Below are 18,040 nucleotides of genomic sequence, written 5' to 3'. Positions count from 1 at the left end.
GGCCCGGCATTACTCCTTCGGCGCCGTCGCGCCGCCGTGCGCGGCCGACCACTCGGCCGGCGCGTGCAGGAACTTCTCGACTTCGTCGAGCGTCTTGGTCTCGAAGTAGCCCGAGGCCTTCGCGACGCGCAGCACGTCCCACCAGGTCGCCAGCGCGTGCAGGTCGACGTCGATGTCCTTCAGGACCGACACGCTTTCCTTGAAGATGTTGTAGTGGAACAGCACGAAGCAGTGATTCACCGTCGCGCCCGCGGTGCGCAGCGCGTTGACGAAGTTGATCTTGCTGCGGCTGTCGGTCGTCAGGTCTTCCACGAGCAGGACGCGCGAGCCTTCTTCCAGATGGCCTTCGATCTGCGCGTTGCGGCCGAAACCCTTCGGCTTCTTGCGAACGTACTGCATCGGCACCATCATCCGATCCGCGAGCCATGCCGCGAACGGGATGCCGGCCGTCTCGCCGCCCGCCACCGAGTCGATCTGCTCGAAGCCGACGTCGCGCATGATCGTCGTTTCCGCCATTTCCATCAGCGCACGGCGCACGCGCGGATACGAGATCAGCTTGCGGCAGTCGATATAGACGGGGCTTGCCCAGCCGGACGTGAAGATGAACGGTTTTTCTGCATTGAAGTGCACTGCCTGTACTTCGAGCAGGATTTTGGCGGTCGTATCCGAGATCGACTGACGATCGTAGCCTGTCATGGGCATTCCTTGGGTGATGAGCGAAGAGCGGGCGCGGGCCCCATGGCGCAGCAAGGGGAACCTGCCCGAGGGGCCGGGGCGCGATCGGAGGGCCAATCGCATCGCTGCGCGCGTAGCCGGCTATTTTACCCGATTCAGGCCGGTTTTCGGCGGAATTCGCGCGGGTTCGCCGCGTGGCTCACCACCGGCGAAACAAGCGGGGCCGGACCGCTCGCGCGCTGATGCAAAGGATGCGGCGTTGCACCAACATGCGTCATGCGCGGGGTGTACACTAGGCGACCCTTAGAAATCGTTCAGTACTTTGTACTTTCCTCTTGCCACCCGCCAAGGTTCGATGGCGTGCCGACCCGGCGCGCTGCGTGCCGTCTCGCAGTCGACCACCCCTTCGATTCAAGTAGACGCGGCCCAAGGTGCTGTGTACTGAACCGTCAAAAATTTCGCATGTCTCTCGCAGGTCAATCATGGACGAACAACTGAAGCAGGCCGCTCTCGCTTATCACCTGAACCCGAAACCCGGCAAGATTTCGGTCACCCCGACCAAGCCGCTGTCGAACCAGCTCGATCTGTCGCTCGCGTATTCGCCGGGCGTCGCCGCCGCGTGCGAGGCGATCCATGCCGATCCCCTCGACGCGCAGAAGTACACGTCGCGCGGCAACCTCGTCGGCGTCATCACGAACGGCACGGCCGTGCTGGGCCTCGGCAACATCGGCCCGCTGGCCGCGAAGCCGGTGATGGAAGGCAAGGGCTGCCTGTTCAAGAAGTTCGCGGGCATCGACGTGTTCGACATCGAACTGTCGGAATCCGACCCCGACAAGCTCGTCGAGGCGATCGCGATGCTCGAGCCGACGCTCGGCGGCATCAACCTCGAGGACATCAAGGCGCCGGAATGCTTCTACATCGAGCAGAAGCTGCGCGAGCGCATGAAGATTCCCGTCTTCCACGACGACCAGCATGGCACCGCGATCATCGCGTCGGCCGCGATCCTGAACGGCCTGAAGGTGGTCGGCAAGAAGTTGTCCGAAGTGAAGCTCGTGTGCTCGGGCGCGGGCGCGGCGGCGATCGCGTGTCTGGACCTGCTGGTGAACCTGGGTCTCACGAAGGCGAACATCCTCGTCGCCGACTCGAAGGGCGTGATCTACGAAGGGCGCGGCAACCTCGACCCGTCGAAGCAGCGCTATGCGGCGGCGACCGACGCGCGCACGCTCGCCGACGCGATCGTCGGCGCCGACGTGTTCCTCGGCTGCTCGAGCGCGGGCGTGCTGAAGCAGGACATGGTCAAGACGATGGGCGACCGCCCGCTGATCCTTGCGCTCGCGAACCCGGAACCGGAAATCCGCCCGGAAGACGCGAAGGCCGTGCGCCCGGACGCGATCGTCGCGACCGGCCGTTCGGACTATCCGAACCAGGTCAACAACGTGCTGTGCTTCCCGTTCATCTTCCGCGGCGCGCTCGACGTCGGCGCGACGACGATCACGGAAGAAATGAAGCTCGCGTGCGTGCGCGCCATCGCCGAGCTGGCCGAGGAGACCGACCAGAGCGAGGAAGTCGCGAAGGCGTATGAAGGCCACTCGCTCGAGTTCGGGCCGGAATACCTGATTCCGAAGCCGTTCGATCCGCGCCTGATCATCAAGATCGCGCCGGCCGTCGCGCAAGCCGCGATGGATTCGGGCGTCGCCACGCGTCCGATCCAGGACATGGACGCATACCGTGAGCAGCTCGGCGCGACCGTCTACCGCACCGGCATGGTGATGCGTCCGGTGTTCGCGACCGCGAAGAAGAAGCAGGCGCGCATCGTGTTCGCCGAGGGCGAGGACGAGCGCGTGCTGCGCGCCGCGCAGTTCGTGCTGCAGGAAAAGATCGCGAAGCCGATCATCGTCGGCCGTCCGTCGGTCATCGAGATGCGCTTGCAGAAGATCGGCTCGAAGCTCAAGGCCGGCGTCGATTTCGAGATCGTGAATCCGGAAGACGACACGCGTTACCACCGCTACTGGCAGGCCTACCACGAGATCGGCGCGCGCGACGGCGTCACGCCGGAAGTCGCGAAGGCCGCGATGCGCAAGTTCAACACGCTGATCGGCGCAATGCTCGTGCATCTGGGCGACGCGGACGGGATGATCTGCGGGATGATCGACACGTACCACACGCACCTGAAGTTCATCGAGCAGGTGCTGGGCCGCGCGAAGGGCGCCGAGCACTTCGCGGCGATGAACCTGCTGATGCTGCCGGGCCGCAACCTGTTCCTGTGCGACACGTACGTGAACGAACTGCCGAGCGCCGAACAGCTCGCCGACATGACGATCCAGGCAGCCGCCGAGATCGAGCGCTTCGGCATCGTGCCGAAGGCCGCGCTGCTGTCGAACTCGAACTTCGGCAGCGCGCCGTCGGCGTCGTCGCGCCGCATGGCCGAAGCCCGCAAGCTGATCAGCGAGCGTGCGCCGAACCTCGAGGTCGACGGCGAAATGCACGGCGACGCGGCGCTGTCGGAAGCGGTCCGCAAGGCCGCATTCCCGGGCACGACGCTGTCGGGCGAAGCGAACCTGCTGATCATGCCGAACGTCGAAGCGGCGAACATCGCGTACAACCTGCTGAAGATGGTCGGCGGCGAAGGCGTGACGGTCGGCCCGCTCCTGCTCGGCGCGGCGAAGCCGGTCCACATCCTGACGCCGGCCGCGACCGTGCGCCGGATCATCAACATGACGGCAGTGGCCGCCGCGAACGCGAACACGAAGTAAGTTCGCGCCCGCGTGTGCCGTGCATCGCGCGCGGCGCAATGAAAAACGCCACGGAACCTGCGTTCCGTGGCGTTTTTTTTGTGAACCGCCCACCGCGCGGAGGCGGACGTCCCGACCGCGAACGTCCGCCTCGCGCCGTTACGCGACCTGCTGGCGCGACTGCCCGCCCGACGGCGAACGCCACTTCGCGAGCAACGTGTTCCACTTCTGGCGTACCGCGCGCAGGTTGTTCTCCTTCACGTGGCCGTAGCCGCGAATGCCGTCCGGCAGTGCCGCCAGCTCGAGCGCGAGCGGGTGGTTGGCCGCGTTCAGCCTGGCCAGCACTTCGTCGATCAGCGCTTCGTACTCGCCGATCAGTGCGCGCTCGGTGCGGCGCTCCTCGGTGCGGCCGAACGGGTCGAGGCCCGTGCCGCGCAGGAACTTTGCCTTCGCGAGCAACCGGAACGCCGACAGCATCCACGGGCCGTACGCCTTCTTCACGAGATGGCCGTGAGCGTCCGTCTTCGCGAACAGCGGCGGCGCGAGATGGAACTTCAGTTTCCAGTCGCCTTCGAACTGCGACGACAGGCGCGCGAGGAACGCCGGATCGGACTGCAGCCGCGCGACTTCGTATTCATCCTTGTACGCCATCAGCTTGAACAGGTTGCGCGCGACCGCTTCGGTCAGTTGCTCCTGCATCGTGTCGCCGTCTGCCAGCGCACGCTCGGCTGCCCGCACCTTGTCGACGAAGGCTGCATAGCGTGCTGCGTATGCGGCGTTCTGGTACGCGGTGAGGAATTCCACGCGCTTCGCGATCAGGGCGTCGACCGCCTTCTTCGTGTGCAACGCGATCACCGTGGCGCCTTGCGCCGGGCGTGCGTCGCCGGCCGCGGCCTGCTTCACGCTCGCGAGGTCGTGGGCGGCGCGGCGGCCCCAGTCGAATGCTGCACGGTTCTTCTCGACCGATACCGCATTCAGCTCGATCGCTCGGACGAGCGACGCAAGCGTGAGCGGCAGCCAGCCTTTCTGCCACGCGTAGCCGAGCACGAACGGGTTCGTGTAGATCGCGTCGCCGAGCAGCGCGACCGCGAAGCGGTTCGCGTCGATGAAGTCGACGGCTTCACCCGCCGCCGCGCGGATGTCGTTTTCCGCGGACAGGCCCGGGAACGCCCAGTTCGGATTCTTGATGAACTCGGCGGTCGGCGTCTGCGCACTGTTGACGACCACGCGCGTCGCGTCATGGCGCATGCGCGACGTGCATTCGTCGCCAGCCGTGACGATCGCGTCGCAGCCGATCACGAGGTCGGCTTCGCCCATCGCGATCCGCGTCGCGTGGATGTCGGTCGGCGCGTGCGAGATCTGCACGTGGCTCATCACGGCGCCGCCCTTCTGCGCGAGGCCCGTGACGTCGAGCACGGTCACGCCCTTGTTCTCCAGGTGCGCGGCCATCCCGAGCAGCGCGCCGATCGTGACGACGCCCGTGCCGCCCACACCCGTGACGAGCACGCCGTAGGCACGGTCGATCGCCGGCAGCGTCGGCTCCGGGATCGGCGGCAGCGCACCGCCGTCCACCGACACGGCCTTGGGCTTCTTCAACTGGCCGCCTTCGACCGTGACGAAGCTCGGGCAGAAGCCCTTCACGCACGAGAAGTCCTTGTTGCAGCTCGACTGGTTGATCTGGCGCTTCGTGCCGAATTCGGTTTCAAGCGGCTCGACCGACAGGCAGTTCGACTGCACCGAGCAGTCGCCGCAGCCTTCGCACACCGCGTCGTTGATCACGACGCGCTTCGCCGGATCCGGATACGTGCCGCGCTTGCGTCGGCGGCGCTTCTCGGTCGCGCAGGTCTGGTCGTAGATCAGGATCGTCGTGCCTTCGATCTCGCGCAGCTCGCGCTGCACGTCGTCGAGCTGGTCGCGGTGATGGATCGTCACGCCTGGTGCTAGGAGCGCCTTCTGGCTGTCGTACTTCTCCGGTTCATCGGTGACGATCACGATCTTCTTCGCGCCCTCGGATGCGAGCTGGTGCGTGATCTGCGGCACCGTCAGCACGCCGTCGACCGGCTGGCCGCCCGTCATCGCGACCGCGTCGTTGTAGAGGATCTTGTAGGTGATGTTCGCCTTCGACGAGATCGCCGCGCGCACCGCGAGCAGGCCCGAGTGGAAATAGGTGCCGTCGCCGAGGTTCGCGAATACGTGCTTCTCGTCCGTGAACGGCGCCTGGCCGATCCACGGCACGCCTTCGCCGCCCATCTGGCTGAAGGTGCTCGTGTTGCGGTCCATCCAGACCGTCATGTAGTGGCAGCCGATCCCGGCGATCGCGCGCGAGCCTTCCGGCACGTTGGTCGACGTGTTGTGCGGGCAGCCCGAGCAGAACCACGGCTTGCGCTCGGTCTGCACGTGCGGCTTCGCGAGCGCCATTTCCTTCGCGTTGATCACCGCGAGCCGCGCGGCGATGCGCGCGCGCACGTCGGACGGCAGCTCGAACTTCTCGAGGCGCGTCGCGATCGCCTTCGCGATGATCGCGGGCGACAGTTCGTAGTGCGCGGGCAGCAGCCAGTTGCCCATCGGTACCGACCATTCCCCGCCGGCGCCGTCCTTCTCGTCGAACTTGCCGAACACGCGCGGGCGCTGCGCATCGGGCCAGTTGTACAGTTCTTCCTTGATCGCGTATTCGAGGATCTGGCGCTTTTCCTCGACGACGAGGATTTCGTCGAGGCCGCGCGCGAACGCCTGCGCGCCCTGGGCCTCGAGCGGCCACACGCAGCCGACCTTGTACAGGCGGATGCCGATCCGCGCGCAGGTTTCGTCGTCGAGGCCGAGGTCCGTCAGCGCCTGGCGCACGTCGAGGTACGCCTTGCCGCCCGTCATGATCCCGAAGCGCGCATTCGGCGAGTCGATTTCGATCCGGTCGAGCTTGTTCGCGCGCACGTACGCGAGCGCCGCGTACCACTTGTAGTCGAGCAGCCGCGCTTCCTGGACGAGCGGCGGGTCCGGCCAGCGGATGTTCAGGCCGCCTTCCGGCAGGATGAAGTCGGTCGGCAGCACGATCTCGGTGCGATGCGGGTCGATGTCGACCGATGCCGACGATTCGACCACGTCCGTCACGCACTTGAGCGCGACCCACAGGCCCGAGTAGCGGCTCATCGCCCAGCCGTGCAGGCCGAAGTCGAGATATTCCTGCACATTGGACGGAAACAGCACCGGCAGCCCGCAGGCCTTGAAGATGTGTTCGGACTGGTGAGCGAGCGTCGACGATTTCGCCGCGTGGTCGTCGCCGGCCAGCACCAGCACGCCGCCGTGCTGCGACGAGCCGGCCGAGTTCGCGTGCTTGAAGACGTCGCCGGTGCGGTCGACGCCCGGGCCCTTGCCGTACCACATGCCGAACACGCCGTCGTGCTTCGCACCCGGATACAGGTTCACCTGCTGCGAGCCCCACACGGCGGTGGCGGCGAGATCTTCGTTGAGACCGGGCTGAAAGACGATCTGGTGGGCCGCGAGGTGCTGCTTGGCCTTCCAGAGCGAGAGATCGAGGCCGCCGAGCGGCGAGCCGCGATAACCGGAGATGAAGCCGGCCGTGTTGAGGCCGGCGGCGCGGTCGCGTTCCTGCTGGAGCATCGGCAGGCGCACGAGCGCCTGAATGCCGCTCATGTACGCGCGGCCGCGTTCGAGCGTGTATTTGTCGTCAAGCGTGACGGACTTCAGCGCGGCTTCAAGCGACGCGCGTTGGCCTGCGTCTAGCGGGGCATTCATTAACTGTCTCCTCCACCCAGTTTGGGATCACCAAAGCTTCAATTGCGTCGACGTCTTGTGAACGTCTCGGCAGTGGCCGGCATATTGGCCGGTTTTAAGCGATGGTAGCACTGGGATAAACCCGTCGCTCACCGGCCGGTTGGCCTCGGCGCATCGACGAAACGGCGCGCCGCAATGCGTTACATCATGTAAAAGCATGTAAAGCCGGTCCCATCTTCGTACAAATGCCGTTAATCTTGTCGGCCTGCCGGAGGTGCCCGGCCGCGTCGGCCCGTTTCGACGCAACCGGGGAGGCGCCGGCAGTTTTAAAGGAGGTGCAATGAACACACGTCATATCCAGAGTTTCCTGATCGTGTCCGCCGCGTTTTTCGCGATGACCGGCCCGGTGTACGCGCAAGGCGCGAGCGCACTGGCGGCAGCCGGCGCGCAGATGCGTCAGATCGCGCCGGCGCAGGCTGCCGACGCGCAGCCGGCAGCCGCGCGCGTCGTGTCGAAGGCGAACGTGCGTTGATCTGTTCGCGCGGCGCCGGGCCGCGCCGAAACCACGCAAAAGACGAAAGGGCGGGAATCGCAGGATTCCCGCCCTTTTTTCATGTGCCGCCGAGGCTCGCTCGGCGCCCGGCTGCGTCAGGCCTTGTCCTGGACCACGCCGCGGCGGATCTGGTCGAGTTCGATCGATTCGAACAGCGCCTTGAAGTTGCCTTCGCCGAAGCCCTGATTGCCCTTGCGCTGGATGATCTCGAAGAAGATCGGGCCGATCTGGTTCTCGGTGAAGATCTGCAGCAGCAGGTCGTCGCGGGCACCGTCGATCAGGATCTTGCGCTTCTTCAGTTCGTCCAGCGATTCGCCGTGGTTCGGCACGCGGCGGTCGACCAGCTCGTAATACGTGTCGATCGTGTCGAGCAACTTCACGCCCTTGCCGCGCAGGCCGTCGACCGCGCCGTAGATGTCGTTCGTGCCGAGCGCGATGTGCTGGATGCCTTCGCCGTGGTACGCGTCGAGGTATTCCTGAATCTGACCGGCCGTGTCCGAGCCTTCCTCGTTGATCGGGATCCGGATCTTGCCGCACGGCGACGTCATCGCCTTCGACTTCACGCCGGTCACCTTGCCTTCGATGTCGAAGTACCGCACTTCGCGGAAGTTGAACAGGCGCTCGTAGAACTCGGCCCATTCCTGCATGCGGCCGCGATGCACGTTGTGCGTCAGGTGGTCGATGTAGGTGAGGCCGTGGCCGACGGGGTTCGGGTTCGCGCCGGCGATCGGCTCGAAGTCGACGTCGTAGATGCTGATGTCACCGATCGCGCCCGGCTGCGCGCCGTTCTTGCCGCGCCAGCGGTCGACGAAGTAGATCAGCGAATCGCCGATGCCCTTGATCGCCGGGATGTTCAGCTCCATCGGGCCCGTCTTGTTGTCGAAGCCCCACGCGCCGAGTTCGAGCGCGTGCTTGTACGCCTTCGCGGCGTCCTGCACGCGGAACGCGATCGCGCAGATCGACGGGCCGTGCAGGCGTGCGAAGCGTTGCGCGAACGAATCGGGTTCGGCGTTGATGATGAAGTTGATGTCGCCCTGGCGGTAGACCGTCACGTCCTTGTGGCGATGGCGCGCGATCGCGGTGAAACCCATCCGTTCGAACAGTTGTCCGAGCGCTTTCGGATCCGGAGCGGTGTATTCGATGAATTCGAAGCCGTCGGTGCCGACGGGGTTGTCCCATTGGGGGATCTGCATGTCGTGTCTCCTGTGCGGGGCGATCGGCCGGCGCGACGTGCGCGCGCGGCCCGGTTCGATGTCGAACGCGGCGCACGCGTCGGCGTGCGCAACGAATCGGTACGTGCGACAAAGTGTAGCGGGCGGCCGCGAGCGTAAACTTGCGAACTTAATCGTCCATGCCTACGATGGCGCAATTTCCAGTCTCTGAACCATCATTGGAGGGCAGAAAATGGCGCAAGCCGAATTGGATGCCATCGACCGGCGGATTCTCGCGATTCTTCAGGAGAACGGCCGCTTGTCGAACCAGGAGATCGCCGAGCGCGTGAACCTGTCGCCGAGCCCGTGCCTGCGACGGATCCGGCGGCTCGAGGAGATCGGTGTGATCACCGGCTACGTCGCGTTGCTCGATCCGCAGAAGCTGGGGCTCGACCTGCTCGCATACGTGAGCGTGCGGCTCGAGAAGCGCGGCGGCCTGGCGCCGGTCCGTGCCGACGAGACGTCGGCGCGCGCGGGCGCGACCCACGCGGAACTGTTCCGCGCGGCCGTGCAGACCTGGCCGGAAGTGGTGGCGTGCCACGCGATGACGGGCGACATGGATTACCTGCTGCGGGTGCAGGTCGAGGACATGGCGCACTTCTCCCGCTTCGTGCAGGAGCATTTGCTGCACCATCCGTCGGTGATCGACGTGAAGACGAGCTTCTCGCTCGAGTGCTTCAAGGAGACGACGGCGTTGCCGATCCGGTCGGTGCGCTAGAGCGCGGTGCGAAAAGGGGAGAAAGAAGGATGAGCCGGGCGCCCCGCAAGGCAGCCCGGTCGGCCGATGTCATGCCGTCAGCGCGGCGGGCATCAGCGATTCGATGAACTTCGACGTGCGATGCGCCTGGCGCTTGAGCGCGTAGTCGAATACCGCGGCCTGCTCCTGCAGCATCTCGGCGAGGATCGTCGAGTGGTCGGCCGGTGGCAGCGACAGGTACGCATCGGCCTCGCCGTATGCGTACTCGATGCGCATCCCGGACTTCTTCGCGATGTGCATCATCGTCGCGTTGCGCGACAGGCAATGCATGTACAGCATCGTCACGCGGGTGTTGCGGCTGCGGATCGCAGCGCGCTCGAACAGTTTCGAGCCGACGCCGCAGCCGCGGGCGCTTTCGAGCACCGACACGCCGAATTCGGCCGTACGCTTGTCGCCTTCGGCGGGCAGATACGCCAGGTGGCCGACGCCGATCAGCTCGAGCGCATGGTCGAACACGCCGAACACCGTGTCGCGACCGAAGTCGATCGTACGGACATAGTTCTCGATCACGTGGTCGGGCACCATCTGGCCGAAGCGCAGCAGGCGGTCCTCTTCGTTGAGCGAGAGAAAGTGGGTGAGCATTTGCTCACGGTCTTTGGAAGCCAGTTCCCTGACGAGAACCGGCGCAGTACCGGCGTGGCCGACTGCATCGGCACGGCGGTTGAGTTGCGTGTTCATCGTGGGTTCCTCAGTGTGTAGCTGCACGAGCAACTTGTGCAATGCAGCGCATTTTACCTGAGCGGGGTTGGGGAAAACCCGTATTTGACGTTATTTGTGCTGAGGGGGAATTCTAAATCCGCTTAGTTCATTCTATATCTATTTGATTTTTAACGGATTTAAAATTCATCATATGAAATTTGCGGCGGCCTGTCGCAGTGTGCCCGCCGCGCAACGCATGCTGCTGCGCGGCAATCACGCACCGGGCGACAGCCCGCGTTCCATCAGGTCGATCACCTGTTCGGCGAAGTCGCGGTAGCCGAGGCGGCCACCCGGCTTGAGCCACGTGAACGTCCAGTTGATCATCCCGAACACCATCATCGTGACCGACGTCTGGTTTTCCTTCGAGATCCGGTCCGGGTAGGCGCGCGCGAGCTGGCGCGCGAATGCCGCGACGATGTCGCGCTGGCGGTCGAGCACGATTTCGCGCTGCGCGTCCTCGAGATACTTCACGTCGTTGAGCAGCGCGACATGGCGGCTGTGCGATGTCTCGTACTCGGCGAGGAACGCGCGCACCAGCTCGGCGAACGCGTCGCGCTCGCTGAGGCCGCGCCGCTGACTCGCGCCTTCCACCTCGGCGATGATCAGCATCAACCGCTTCGTGTAGCGGTCGAGCAGGTCGAACAGGATCGCTTCCTTGCTCTCGTAATAGTGATAGAGACGTGCCTTCGACGTGCCGCTCGCGGTCGCGAGATCGGACATCGACGTGCTCGGATAGCTCGTCTGCGCGAATTTCTCGGCGGCGAGATCGAGGATCTGCTCGCGCTGGGATTCGTGGTCGGGCGCTCGGGTACGGGCCATGGTCGAATGCGAAAGTTGTAGCGTTAGCGAGGCGCGGCTGCTGCGCGCACCTGCGTGGAAGAAAGGGCGGCCGGCGCGTCGTCCTGCAGCTCGAGCCGGCCGGCAGCCGCGAGTTCGCGGCAGCGCCACCAGGCGATCGAATCGCTGACGAACAGCCCGCCGCGGTCGGCGTTGGCCATGATGTCGCCGACGACGCGTCGCGCGGGCAGCCAGCCGGGTTCCGCGTGCGCGACGATCAGCGCGTCGAGGTCCGCGTAATGGCCGCTCTCGATCGTGTTGCTGACCCAGTAGCGCAGCTCGGCATTCAGGTGCTTCGCCTCTTGCCATTCGAGCGCGAGGCGACCGATGCGCAGTACCGAGATCGGCGCGGCCACCGGCCGTTTGCGAGCGAGTGCCGCGGGCGAGAACATCCCGGTCGAGCAGGCCTGGTCGGTGCGGGTCAGCGCCGCGCGCTGCGGGGCGTCGAGGTCCGCGGCCGACAACCGCACCTCGTTCAGCCGCTGCGGCGCGTTGCGCAGGTGATAGGCGACGCGGCGCAACAGCAGCTTGTCGCCGACGCTCGGTGCGTGCCAGACGACTACCTGGTCCGTATCCATCGCGAGCTGGTCGAGGCGGGTGAATTCACCTTCGATCTCCGCATTCCAGTCGGGAATCTGGTCGCCGAGCACGCGCTGCCAGAAGGCGGCGCGCGTGTCGGGCGTCTCGTCGGCGCCCTTCAGCGGCCCGACCGCGAGATCGTCGAGCAATCCGACGACGCGCTCGTCGCGTCCGGCTTGCGCGAGCGCCTCGCGCAGCGACGCGGCGGCGGTGCCGCCCTGAATCACGTGAATGGTACTCATCGGCCTGTCATCAACAAAAGAAAACCGCCGGCCGGGCGGACGTTGCGACGTCCAGCCGGCCGGCGGCCCCTAGTGTAAGCGAGATGTGTGACGACGAGAAACCGGCGCGCCCCGCCGGTGCGACACCGCTCAACGCTCGTCGAAGCTCACGACGACCTTGTCGCTGATCGGATGGCACTGGCACGTGAGCACGAAGCCGTCCTTCACTTCGTGTTCCTCGAGCGTGTAGTTCTTCTCCATCCGGACTTCGCCTTCGACCACCTTCGCGCGGCACGTGCAGCACACGCCGCCCTTGCACGCATAGGGCAGCGCGAGGCCCGCGCGCAGGCCGACGTCGAGCAGGCTCACGCCCTCGTACGGCAGGCGCAGCTTGCGCTTCTTGCCGTCGAGCACGATTTCGAGATCGGCGGCCGGCGTCTGGTCGGTGATCTCGACGACGGGCGCGCCGGCTTGCGGCAGCGGCGTGCCGAAGCGTTCGACATGTACCTTCGCCGGCGGCACGCCGGCTGCCTTCAGCGCGGCTTCGGCCGCGTCCATCATCGGCGCCGGGCCGCAGATGAACGCTTCGTCGATCGCATCGGCCGGCGTCAGCGTGGCAAGGAATTCCGCGCATTTCGCCTGGTCGAGCACGCCGTTGAACAGCTCGACGTCCTGCTGGTCGTCCGACAGCACGTGGTACAGGACGAAGCGGTTCATGTAGCGGTTCTTCAGGTCCTCGAGCTCCTCGGCGAACATGATCGCGTCGACGCTGCGGTTGCCGTAGATCAGCGTGAACGTGCTGCGCGGCTCGAGCTCGAGCGTCGTCTTCACGATCGCGAGCACCGGCGTGATGCCCGATCCGCCGGAGAACGCGACGTACTGTTTGCCGTGGTCGGCGTTCAGGTGCGTGAAGAAGCGACCGTCCGGTGTCATCACGTCGATGGTGTGGCCGGGCTTCAGCGTATCGAACGCGAAGTTCGAAAACCGGCCGCCGCGCACGCGCTTGATGCCGATGCGCAGCTCGCCGTCACGGTCGTAGTCGGTCGTACCGACGCAGATCGAGTACGAGCGGCGCGTTTCCTCGCCGTCGATGTGAGTCTTCAGCGTGACGAACTGGCCCTGCGTGAAGCGGTACGCGTCGCGCAATTCGGGCGGCACGTCGAAGGAGACGGTAACGGCGTCGGCGGTCTCGGGGCGCACATCGCGGATACGCAGCGGGTGAAATTGCGGGGTCGCCATGATCAATAAGGTTTGAAGTAGTCGAAGGGTTCGCGGCAGTCGACACAGCGATACAACGCCTTGCAGGCCGTGGACGCGAATTGCGCGAGACGCTCGGTGCGGGCGGAACCGCAGCGCGGGCAGACGGGCGCCGCGACGGGGCGCGGCACGAAACGCACGACGTTTTCCCGCGGCGCGGCGCCGGCGCACTGGCCGACGGGCGGCGCGATGCCGTACGCGCGCAGCTTGTCGCGCGCTTCCTGCGTGATCCAGTCGGTCGTCCATGCGGGCGCGAGCACCGTCTCGATCCGGTGCGGCGGCAGGTCGGCGGCGTGCATCGCCGCGGCGATGTCCTCGGCGATCTGCGACATCGCCGGACAGCCGGAGTAGGTCGGCGTGATCACGACTTCGAGCAGGCCGTCGTCTGCGCGACGGACGTCGCGCAGGATGCCGAGCTCGCGGATCGACACGACTGGAATCTCGGGATCGGGCACGGCTTCGAGCACGTCCCACGCGCGCGCGAGCAACGGATCGTTGCTGTGCGCGGCGGGTGCGGCGTCGGCGGGGGCGGCAGTCTGGACGGACATCGTCGGGCTCCGTTGGGTCGGCCGGTTACCAGGTCGCGCCGGGGTGCTGGCGCGCGAGGCTCTGCATTTCCGCGAGCAGGTAGCCCATGTGCTCCGAGTGCTCGCCCTGCTTGCCGGTCGTCACATGCTGCACGGGCGCGGGCAGGGTGAGCGTCGCTTCCGCGAGCGCATCGTCCACGTCCGCGCGCCATGCGGCTTCGAGCGTGGCCGCTGCCGGGCCGATGCCGGATGCGGCGATCGCGTCGTCGACCGCGTCGGCGGCGAAGAATTCGCGCGTGTACGGAATCAGGTAGTCGAGCGCGGCCTGCGCGCGGCGATGCGACTCGTCGGTGCCATCGCCGAGGCGCAGCAGCCATTCGCGGGCATGCTGCACGTGATAGCGGGTTTCCTTCACCGATTTCGCGGCGATCGCGGCGAGTTGCGCGTCCGTCGACGTTTCGAGCGCCGTCCACACGTGCAGCATCAGCGTCGCGTAGAGGAAATTGCGCACGACGGTCACCGCATAGTCTTTGTCGGCGTGCGCCGTGCCGGCGATCGGGCCGTAGTGCGGCAGCTCGGCGAGCGTGAAGTTCGCGAACTCGCGCTCGGTACGGAAGTACGCGTAGTCGTCTTCCGTCTTCGCCGCGCCGTTCAGTTGGCGGTCGAGATCGGCTGCGTGCGTATACAGCATGCGGGCCTGGCCGATGAGGTCGAGGCTCATGTTGGTGAGCGCGATGTCTTCCTCGAGGATCGGGCCGTGGCCGCACCATTCGGCGTTGCGCTGACCGAGGATCAGCGCGTTGTCCGCGAGGCGCAGCACGTAGGAGAGGTGTTCGGGCGTGATCGTCATGGCGCGGGCGTTACATGTGGTTGACTTCGTCGGGCAGCGTGTAGAACGTCGGGTGACGGTAGATCTTGTCGCCCGCCGGTTCGAACAACTCGGCCTTCTCGGCCGGATCCGACGCGGTGATCGCCGACGACGGCACCACCCAGATGCTCACGCCTTCCTGGCGGCGCGTGTAGACGTCGCGCGCCATGCGCAGCGCCATCGACGCGTCGGCCGCGTGCAGGCTGCCGCAATGCTTGTGGTCGAGGCCCTGCTTGCTGCGCACGAACACTTCCCAGATCGGCCATTCCTTGTTCATCACTCTCTCCTGAATCCTGTATTCGATGGTTGCCGCTCAGGCGGCTTGCTGCTTGGCGCGGGCGCGGCGCTTTGCTTCGTGCACGAGCGCGGCTTCGCGCACCCACGCACCGTCGTCGTGCGCCTTCACGCGCGTCGCGAGGCGTTCCTTGTTGCACGGGCCGTCGCCGTTGACGACGCGCCAGAATTCATCCCAGTCGATCGCGCCGTAGTCGTAGTGGCCGCGCGCCTCGTTCCATTTCAGGTCAGGGTCGGGCAGCGTCACGCCGAGCACCTTCGCCTGATCGACCGTCGCGTCGACGAACTTCTGCCGCAGGTCGTCGTTCGAGATCCGCTTGATGCCCCATTTCGCGGACTGGTTGCTGTGGACCGAATCGGCGTCGCTCGGGCCGAACATCATCAGCACCGGCCACCACCAGCGGTTCACCGCCTGCTGGACCATCGCGCGCTGCGCGTCGGTCCCCTTCATCATCGACAGCAGTGCATCGAAGCCCTGGCGCTGGTGGAACGACTCTTCCTTGCACACGCGGATCATCGCGCGCGCATACGGGCCGTACGTGCAGCGGCACAGCGGGATCTGGTTCATGATCGCGGCGCCGTCGACGAGCCAGCCGATCACGCCGACGTCGGCCCAGGTCGGCGTCGGGTAGTTGAAGATGCTCGAGTATTTCGCCTTGCCGGCGTGCAGCGCGTCGATCAGCGAATCGCGCGATACGCCGAGCGTTTCGGCCGCGCTATATAGATAGAGGCCGTGACCGGCTTCGTCCTGGACTTTCGCGAGCAGGATCGCCTTGCGCTTCAGGCTCGGTGCGCGCGAGATCCAGTTGCCTTCCGGCAGCATGCCGACGACTTCCGAGTGCGCGTGCTGCGAAATCTGGCGGACCAGCGTCTTGCGATAGGCATCGGGCATCCAGTCCTGCGGCTCGATCTTGCCGTCCGCGGCCATGACCGCGTCGAACCGCGCCTGCTCGGGCGACTCGGCTGCGGCGTCGAGCGGTGCGACGTTGCCGGGGATGTCGAGGGATTGCGTGTACATGGCGGAGGATCTCGTCCGGTTGAATGTGTGCGAAGTATAAACCAACCGACCGGTCGGTTAATAAATTTCTTGCGGATTTGCAGCGGGACTCGGGTAAACGTGGGGCGAGGGGCGAGGGGCGCGATCGCCGGTCGGGAGGGCGGTGGCGCGTGAGACGGGTGGCTTCTGCGGCACAATGCCTGCTTTCCGATGAGGATTTCACCGATGTCATTTCGAAGCAGTTTCGTCGCGACCGTGCTGGGCGCGTCCGTTTTCATGTCGCCGCTCGCGGTCTCGGCCGCACCGGCCGGGTGGGTCGCCGCGTGGGCGACCGCGTTGCAGCCGATTCCCGACCTGACTGCGCCGCCGCCGCTCTACCGCGCGCCCGACGTGGCCGGGCGAACCGTTCGGCAGGTCGTCTACCCGACGGTTTCCGGGCATGCCGCGCGGATTCGTATCAGCAACGCCTACGCTCGCGCGCCGCTGTTGGTCGAGGCGGCCAGTCTCGCGCGCGCCGGTGACGGCGCGGCGCTTGCCGACGCGACGGGCGCTTCCGTCCGCTTCGGCGGCAAGACGTCGGTGACGCTCGCCCCGGGCCAGGAGATTGAAAGCGACCCGGTGGCGATCGACGTGACGGCCGGGCAGCCGTATGCGATCAGTCTGCGGATGGGGGCAAACCAGCGGATGACGGTGTGGCACCGTGTGTCGAACCAGCTCAATTACGTATCGGCGCCGGGCGATCATGTGAACGATCCGGGCGCTGGCGCATTCCGCACGCGCTTTACCCAGTATGCGTGGGTGACCGAACTGGCCGTCGAGGCGGGCGCCGCGCGGGCGAGTGTCGCCGCGATCGGGGACTCGATCACCGACGGGTTACGCTCGAGCCTGAACCGCAACCGTCGTTGGCCGGATGCGCTGGCGCGCCGGCTGGCCGCGGCAGGTTCGGATTCGCTCGGCGTCGTGAATCTCGGGATCAGCGGCAATCGGCTGCTGAGCGATTCGGCATGCTACGGCACGTCGCTGGCGTCACGGTTCGAGCGCGATGCGCTTTCGCGTGCAGGGGTGAAGGCGGCGATCGTGCTGATCGGCATCAACGACATCAACTTTGCGGCGATGCCGCCGCGTGCGGGGCTCGATTGCGACAACCCGCATACGCAGGTCACGGCCGCTTCGTTGATCGACGGCTATCGCCGATTGATCGAGGCAGCACATCACCAGGGCGTGAAGGTCTTTGGCGCGACGCTCACGCCTGCGGCGTTGCCGGCTGGCCGCGAGGCGGTCCGACTCGAGGTGAACCGGTGGATCCGGAGCGGCGGCGGGTTCGACGGCGTGGTGGACTTCGACGCGGTGCTTCGCGACCCGGCTCGCCCGAGTGTGCTGCAGCGCCGGTATGACAGTGGCGACGGCATTCATCCGAGTGACGCGGGTTACACGGCCATGGCCGATGCAGTGCCGATGGAGCGGCTGCAGGCCGCAGTCGGCGGCAAGTGACATCGCCTTATATATAGAGCGACGAACCACCGGCTTCCTCGAGATTGTGGGCGGCGCTCGGTCCCCCAAGCCCCCGTGCGCGTTAGCGCACGGGGGCTTTTTCAAAATATTTTCACAAAGGGGTTGCGCAGACCGGGGCGGGTGCATAGAATCACGCCTCTTTCGCGCTAACGGAAACGCGGCGCGGAGGAAGAAGGGAAGCGGTGCGATGGAGGGTCGGTTGTAGAGCCCCGGCGCACACGAAGTTGAACCCAGTCGTCGCAACGAAGCAGTTCAAAAAGTTGTTGACTGACTGAAAAAGACGGTTCATAATCTCGCTTCTCTGCTGCTGAAAACGCAGCGCTGCTGAGAAACTCCAGGTTTCTCGCAGAAATGCTCTTTAAAAATTAACAGCCGATAAGTGTGGGCGCTTGATGGAAGCGAGCTGATCTTCGGATCAGATGGCGAAAGTATCAAGAGTCTCACACTAAAGTAAGTCAGGTTTATGAAGCAATTCATATTCCTGTCAGCTTTGAGTGAGCGACCGGTTCTTAACCGAACCGAAAACAGTAACAGGTTTAAACTGAAGAGTTTGATCCTGGCTCAGATTGAACGCTGGCGGCATGCCTTACAC

Annotated in this window: 15 protein-coding genes; 4 read left to right on the top strand and 11 right to left on the bottom strand. The window is 65.6% G+C overall.

Annotated elements, in window-relative coordinates:
- Window positions 1-9: 9 nt before the first annotated feature.
- The gene (locus DIE11_RS28230) at window positions 10-696 is read right to left on the bottom strand and encodes an orotate phosphoribosyltransferase (RefSeq protein ID WP_006752465.1); all 687 of its coding nucleotides are present in this window, start codon (window positions 694-696) and stop codon (window positions 10-12) included.
- 461 nt (window positions 697-1,157) lie between these two features.
- Between DIE11_RS28230 and DIE11_RS28225 the strand changes: the two genes are divergently transcribed.
- Window positions 1,158-3,428 carry an NADP-dependent malic enzyme gene (locus DIE11_RS28225; protein WP_124628535.1) on the top strand — a complete coding sequence of 757 codons (2,271 nt, stop codon included), beginning with the start codon at window positions 1,158-1,160 and terminating at the stop codon, window positions 3,426-3,428.
- A gap of 138 nt (window positions 3,429-3,566) precedes the next feature.
- Here the strand turns inward: DIE11_RS28225 and DIE11_RS28220 are convergent, their stop codons facing one another.
- Complete coding sequence (locus tag DIE11_RS28220; protein WP_124628534.1) at window positions 3,567-7,157, bottom strand: indolepyruvate ferredoxin oxidoreductase family protein; 3,591 nt, start codon at window positions 7,155-7,157, stop codon at window positions 3,567-3,569.
- A gap of 319 nt (window positions 7,158-7,476) precedes the next feature.
- Here DIE11_RS28220 and DIE11_RS28215 point away from each other — a divergent pair, with 319 nt between their 5' ends.
- Window positions 7,477-7,668 carry a hypothetical protein gene (locus tag DIE11_RS28215; RefSeq protein ID WP_124628532.1) on the top strand — a complete coding sequence of 64 codons (192 nt, stop codon included), beginning with the start codon at window positions 7,477-7,479 and terminating at the stop codon, window positions 7,666-7,668.
- Window positions 7,669-7,784: 116 nt separating this feature from the next.
- Here the strand turns inward: DIE11_RS28215 and hppD are convergent, their stop codons facing one another.
- Window positions 7,785-8,882 (bottom strand): 4-hydroxyphenylpyruvate dioxygenase, encoded by a 1,098-nt coding sequence (hppD, locus tag DIE11_RS28210; RefSeq protein WP_124628530.1) that lies wholly within the window; start codon window positions 8,880-8,882, stop codon window positions 7,785-7,787.
- Between the two features lie 211 nt (window positions 8,883-9,093).
- Here hppD and DIE11_RS28205 point away from each other — a divergent pair, with 211 nt between their 5' ends.
- Entirely contained in the window at window positions 9,094-9,618 is a 525-nt protein-coding gene (locus DIE11_RS28205) for an Lrp/AsnC family transcriptional regulator (protein ID WP_011655746.1), read from the top strand.
- Between the two features lie 69 nt (window positions 9,619-9,687).
- Here the strand turns inward: DIE11_RS28205 and DIE11_RS28200 are convergent, their stop codons facing one another.
- From DIE11_RS28200 to paaA, 8 genes are all read right to left on the bottom strand, one after another.
- On the bottom strand, window positions 9,688-10,335 hold the full coding sequence (locus DIE11_RS28200; protein ID WP_124628528.1) for a GNAT family N-acetyltransferase: 648 nt from the start codon (window positions 10,333-10,335) through the stop codon (window positions 9,688-9,690).
- 234 nt (window positions 10,336-10,569) lie between these two features.
- On the bottom strand, window positions 10,570-11,175 hold the full coding sequence (locus tag DIE11_RS28195; protein ID WP_006757885.1) for a TetR/AcrR family transcriptional regulator: 606 nt from the start codon (window positions 11,173-11,175) through the stop codon (window positions 10,570-10,572).
- A 23-nt stretch (window positions 11,176-11,198) separates the two neighbouring features.
- Entirely contained in the window at window positions 11,199-12,014 is an 816-nt protein-coding gene (locus tag DIE11_RS28190) for a DUF1835 domain-containing protein (RefSeq protein WP_059608510.1), read from the bottom strand.
- 129 nt (window positions 12,015-12,143) lie between these two features.
- Entirely contained in the window at window positions 12,144-13,232 is a 1,089-nt protein-coding gene (paaE, locus tag DIE11_RS28185) for a 1,2-phenylacetyl-CoA epoxidase subunit PaaE (RefSeq protein WP_124628526.1), read from the bottom strand.
- Window positions 13,233-13,234: 2 nt separating this feature from the next.
- Window positions 13,235-13,798 (bottom strand): 1,2-phenylacetyl-CoA epoxidase subunit PaaD, encoded by a 564-nt coding sequence (gene paaD, locus DIE11_RS28180; RefSeq protein WP_124628523.1) that lies wholly within the window; start codon window positions 13,796-13,798, stop codon window positions 13,235-13,237.
- A gap of 25 nt (window positions 13,799-13,823) precedes the next feature.
- Entirely contained in the window at window positions 13,824-14,627 is an 804-nt protein-coding gene (gene paaC / locus DIE11_RS28175) for a 1,2-phenylacetyl-CoA epoxidase subunit PaaC (protein ID WP_124628521.1), read from the bottom strand.
- A gap of 10 nt (window positions 14,628-14,637) precedes the next feature.
- The gene (gene paaB, locus DIE11_RS28170; RefSeq protein WP_006752453.1) at window positions 14,638-14,922 is read right to left on the bottom strand and encodes a 1,2-phenylacetyl-CoA epoxidase subunit PaaB; all 285 of its coding nucleotides are present in this window, start codon (window positions 14,920-14,922) and stop codon (window positions 14,638-14,640) included.
- Between the two features lie 36 nt (window positions 14,923-14,958).
- Window positions 14,959-15,957 carry a 1,2-phenylacetyl-CoA epoxidase subunit PaaA gene (gene paaA, locus DIE11_RS28165; RefSeq protein WP_124628519.1) on the bottom strand — a complete coding sequence of 333 codons (999 nt, stop codon included), beginning with the start codon at window positions 15,955-15,957 and terminating at the stop codon, window positions 14,959-14,961.
- Between the two features lie 204 nt (window positions 15,958-16,161).
- Here paaA and DIE11_RS28160 point away from each other — a divergent pair, with 204 nt between their 5' ends.
- Window positions 16,162-17,427, top strand: coding sequence for an SGNH/GDSL hydrolase family protein (locus DIE11_RS28160; RefSeq protein ID WP_124628517.1), 1,266 nt, complete (start codon window positions 16,162-16,164; stop codon window positions 17,425-17,427).
- Window positions 17,428-18,040: the final 613 nt, after the last annotated feature.

This window comes from Burkholderia sp. Bp9012, assembly GCF_003853825.1.
Lineage (GTDB): Bacteria > Pseudomonadota > Gammaproteobacteria > Burkholderiales > Burkholderiaceae > Burkholderia > Burkholderia diffusa.
This window is presented reverse-complemented; position numbering and strand designations above follow the sequence as displayed.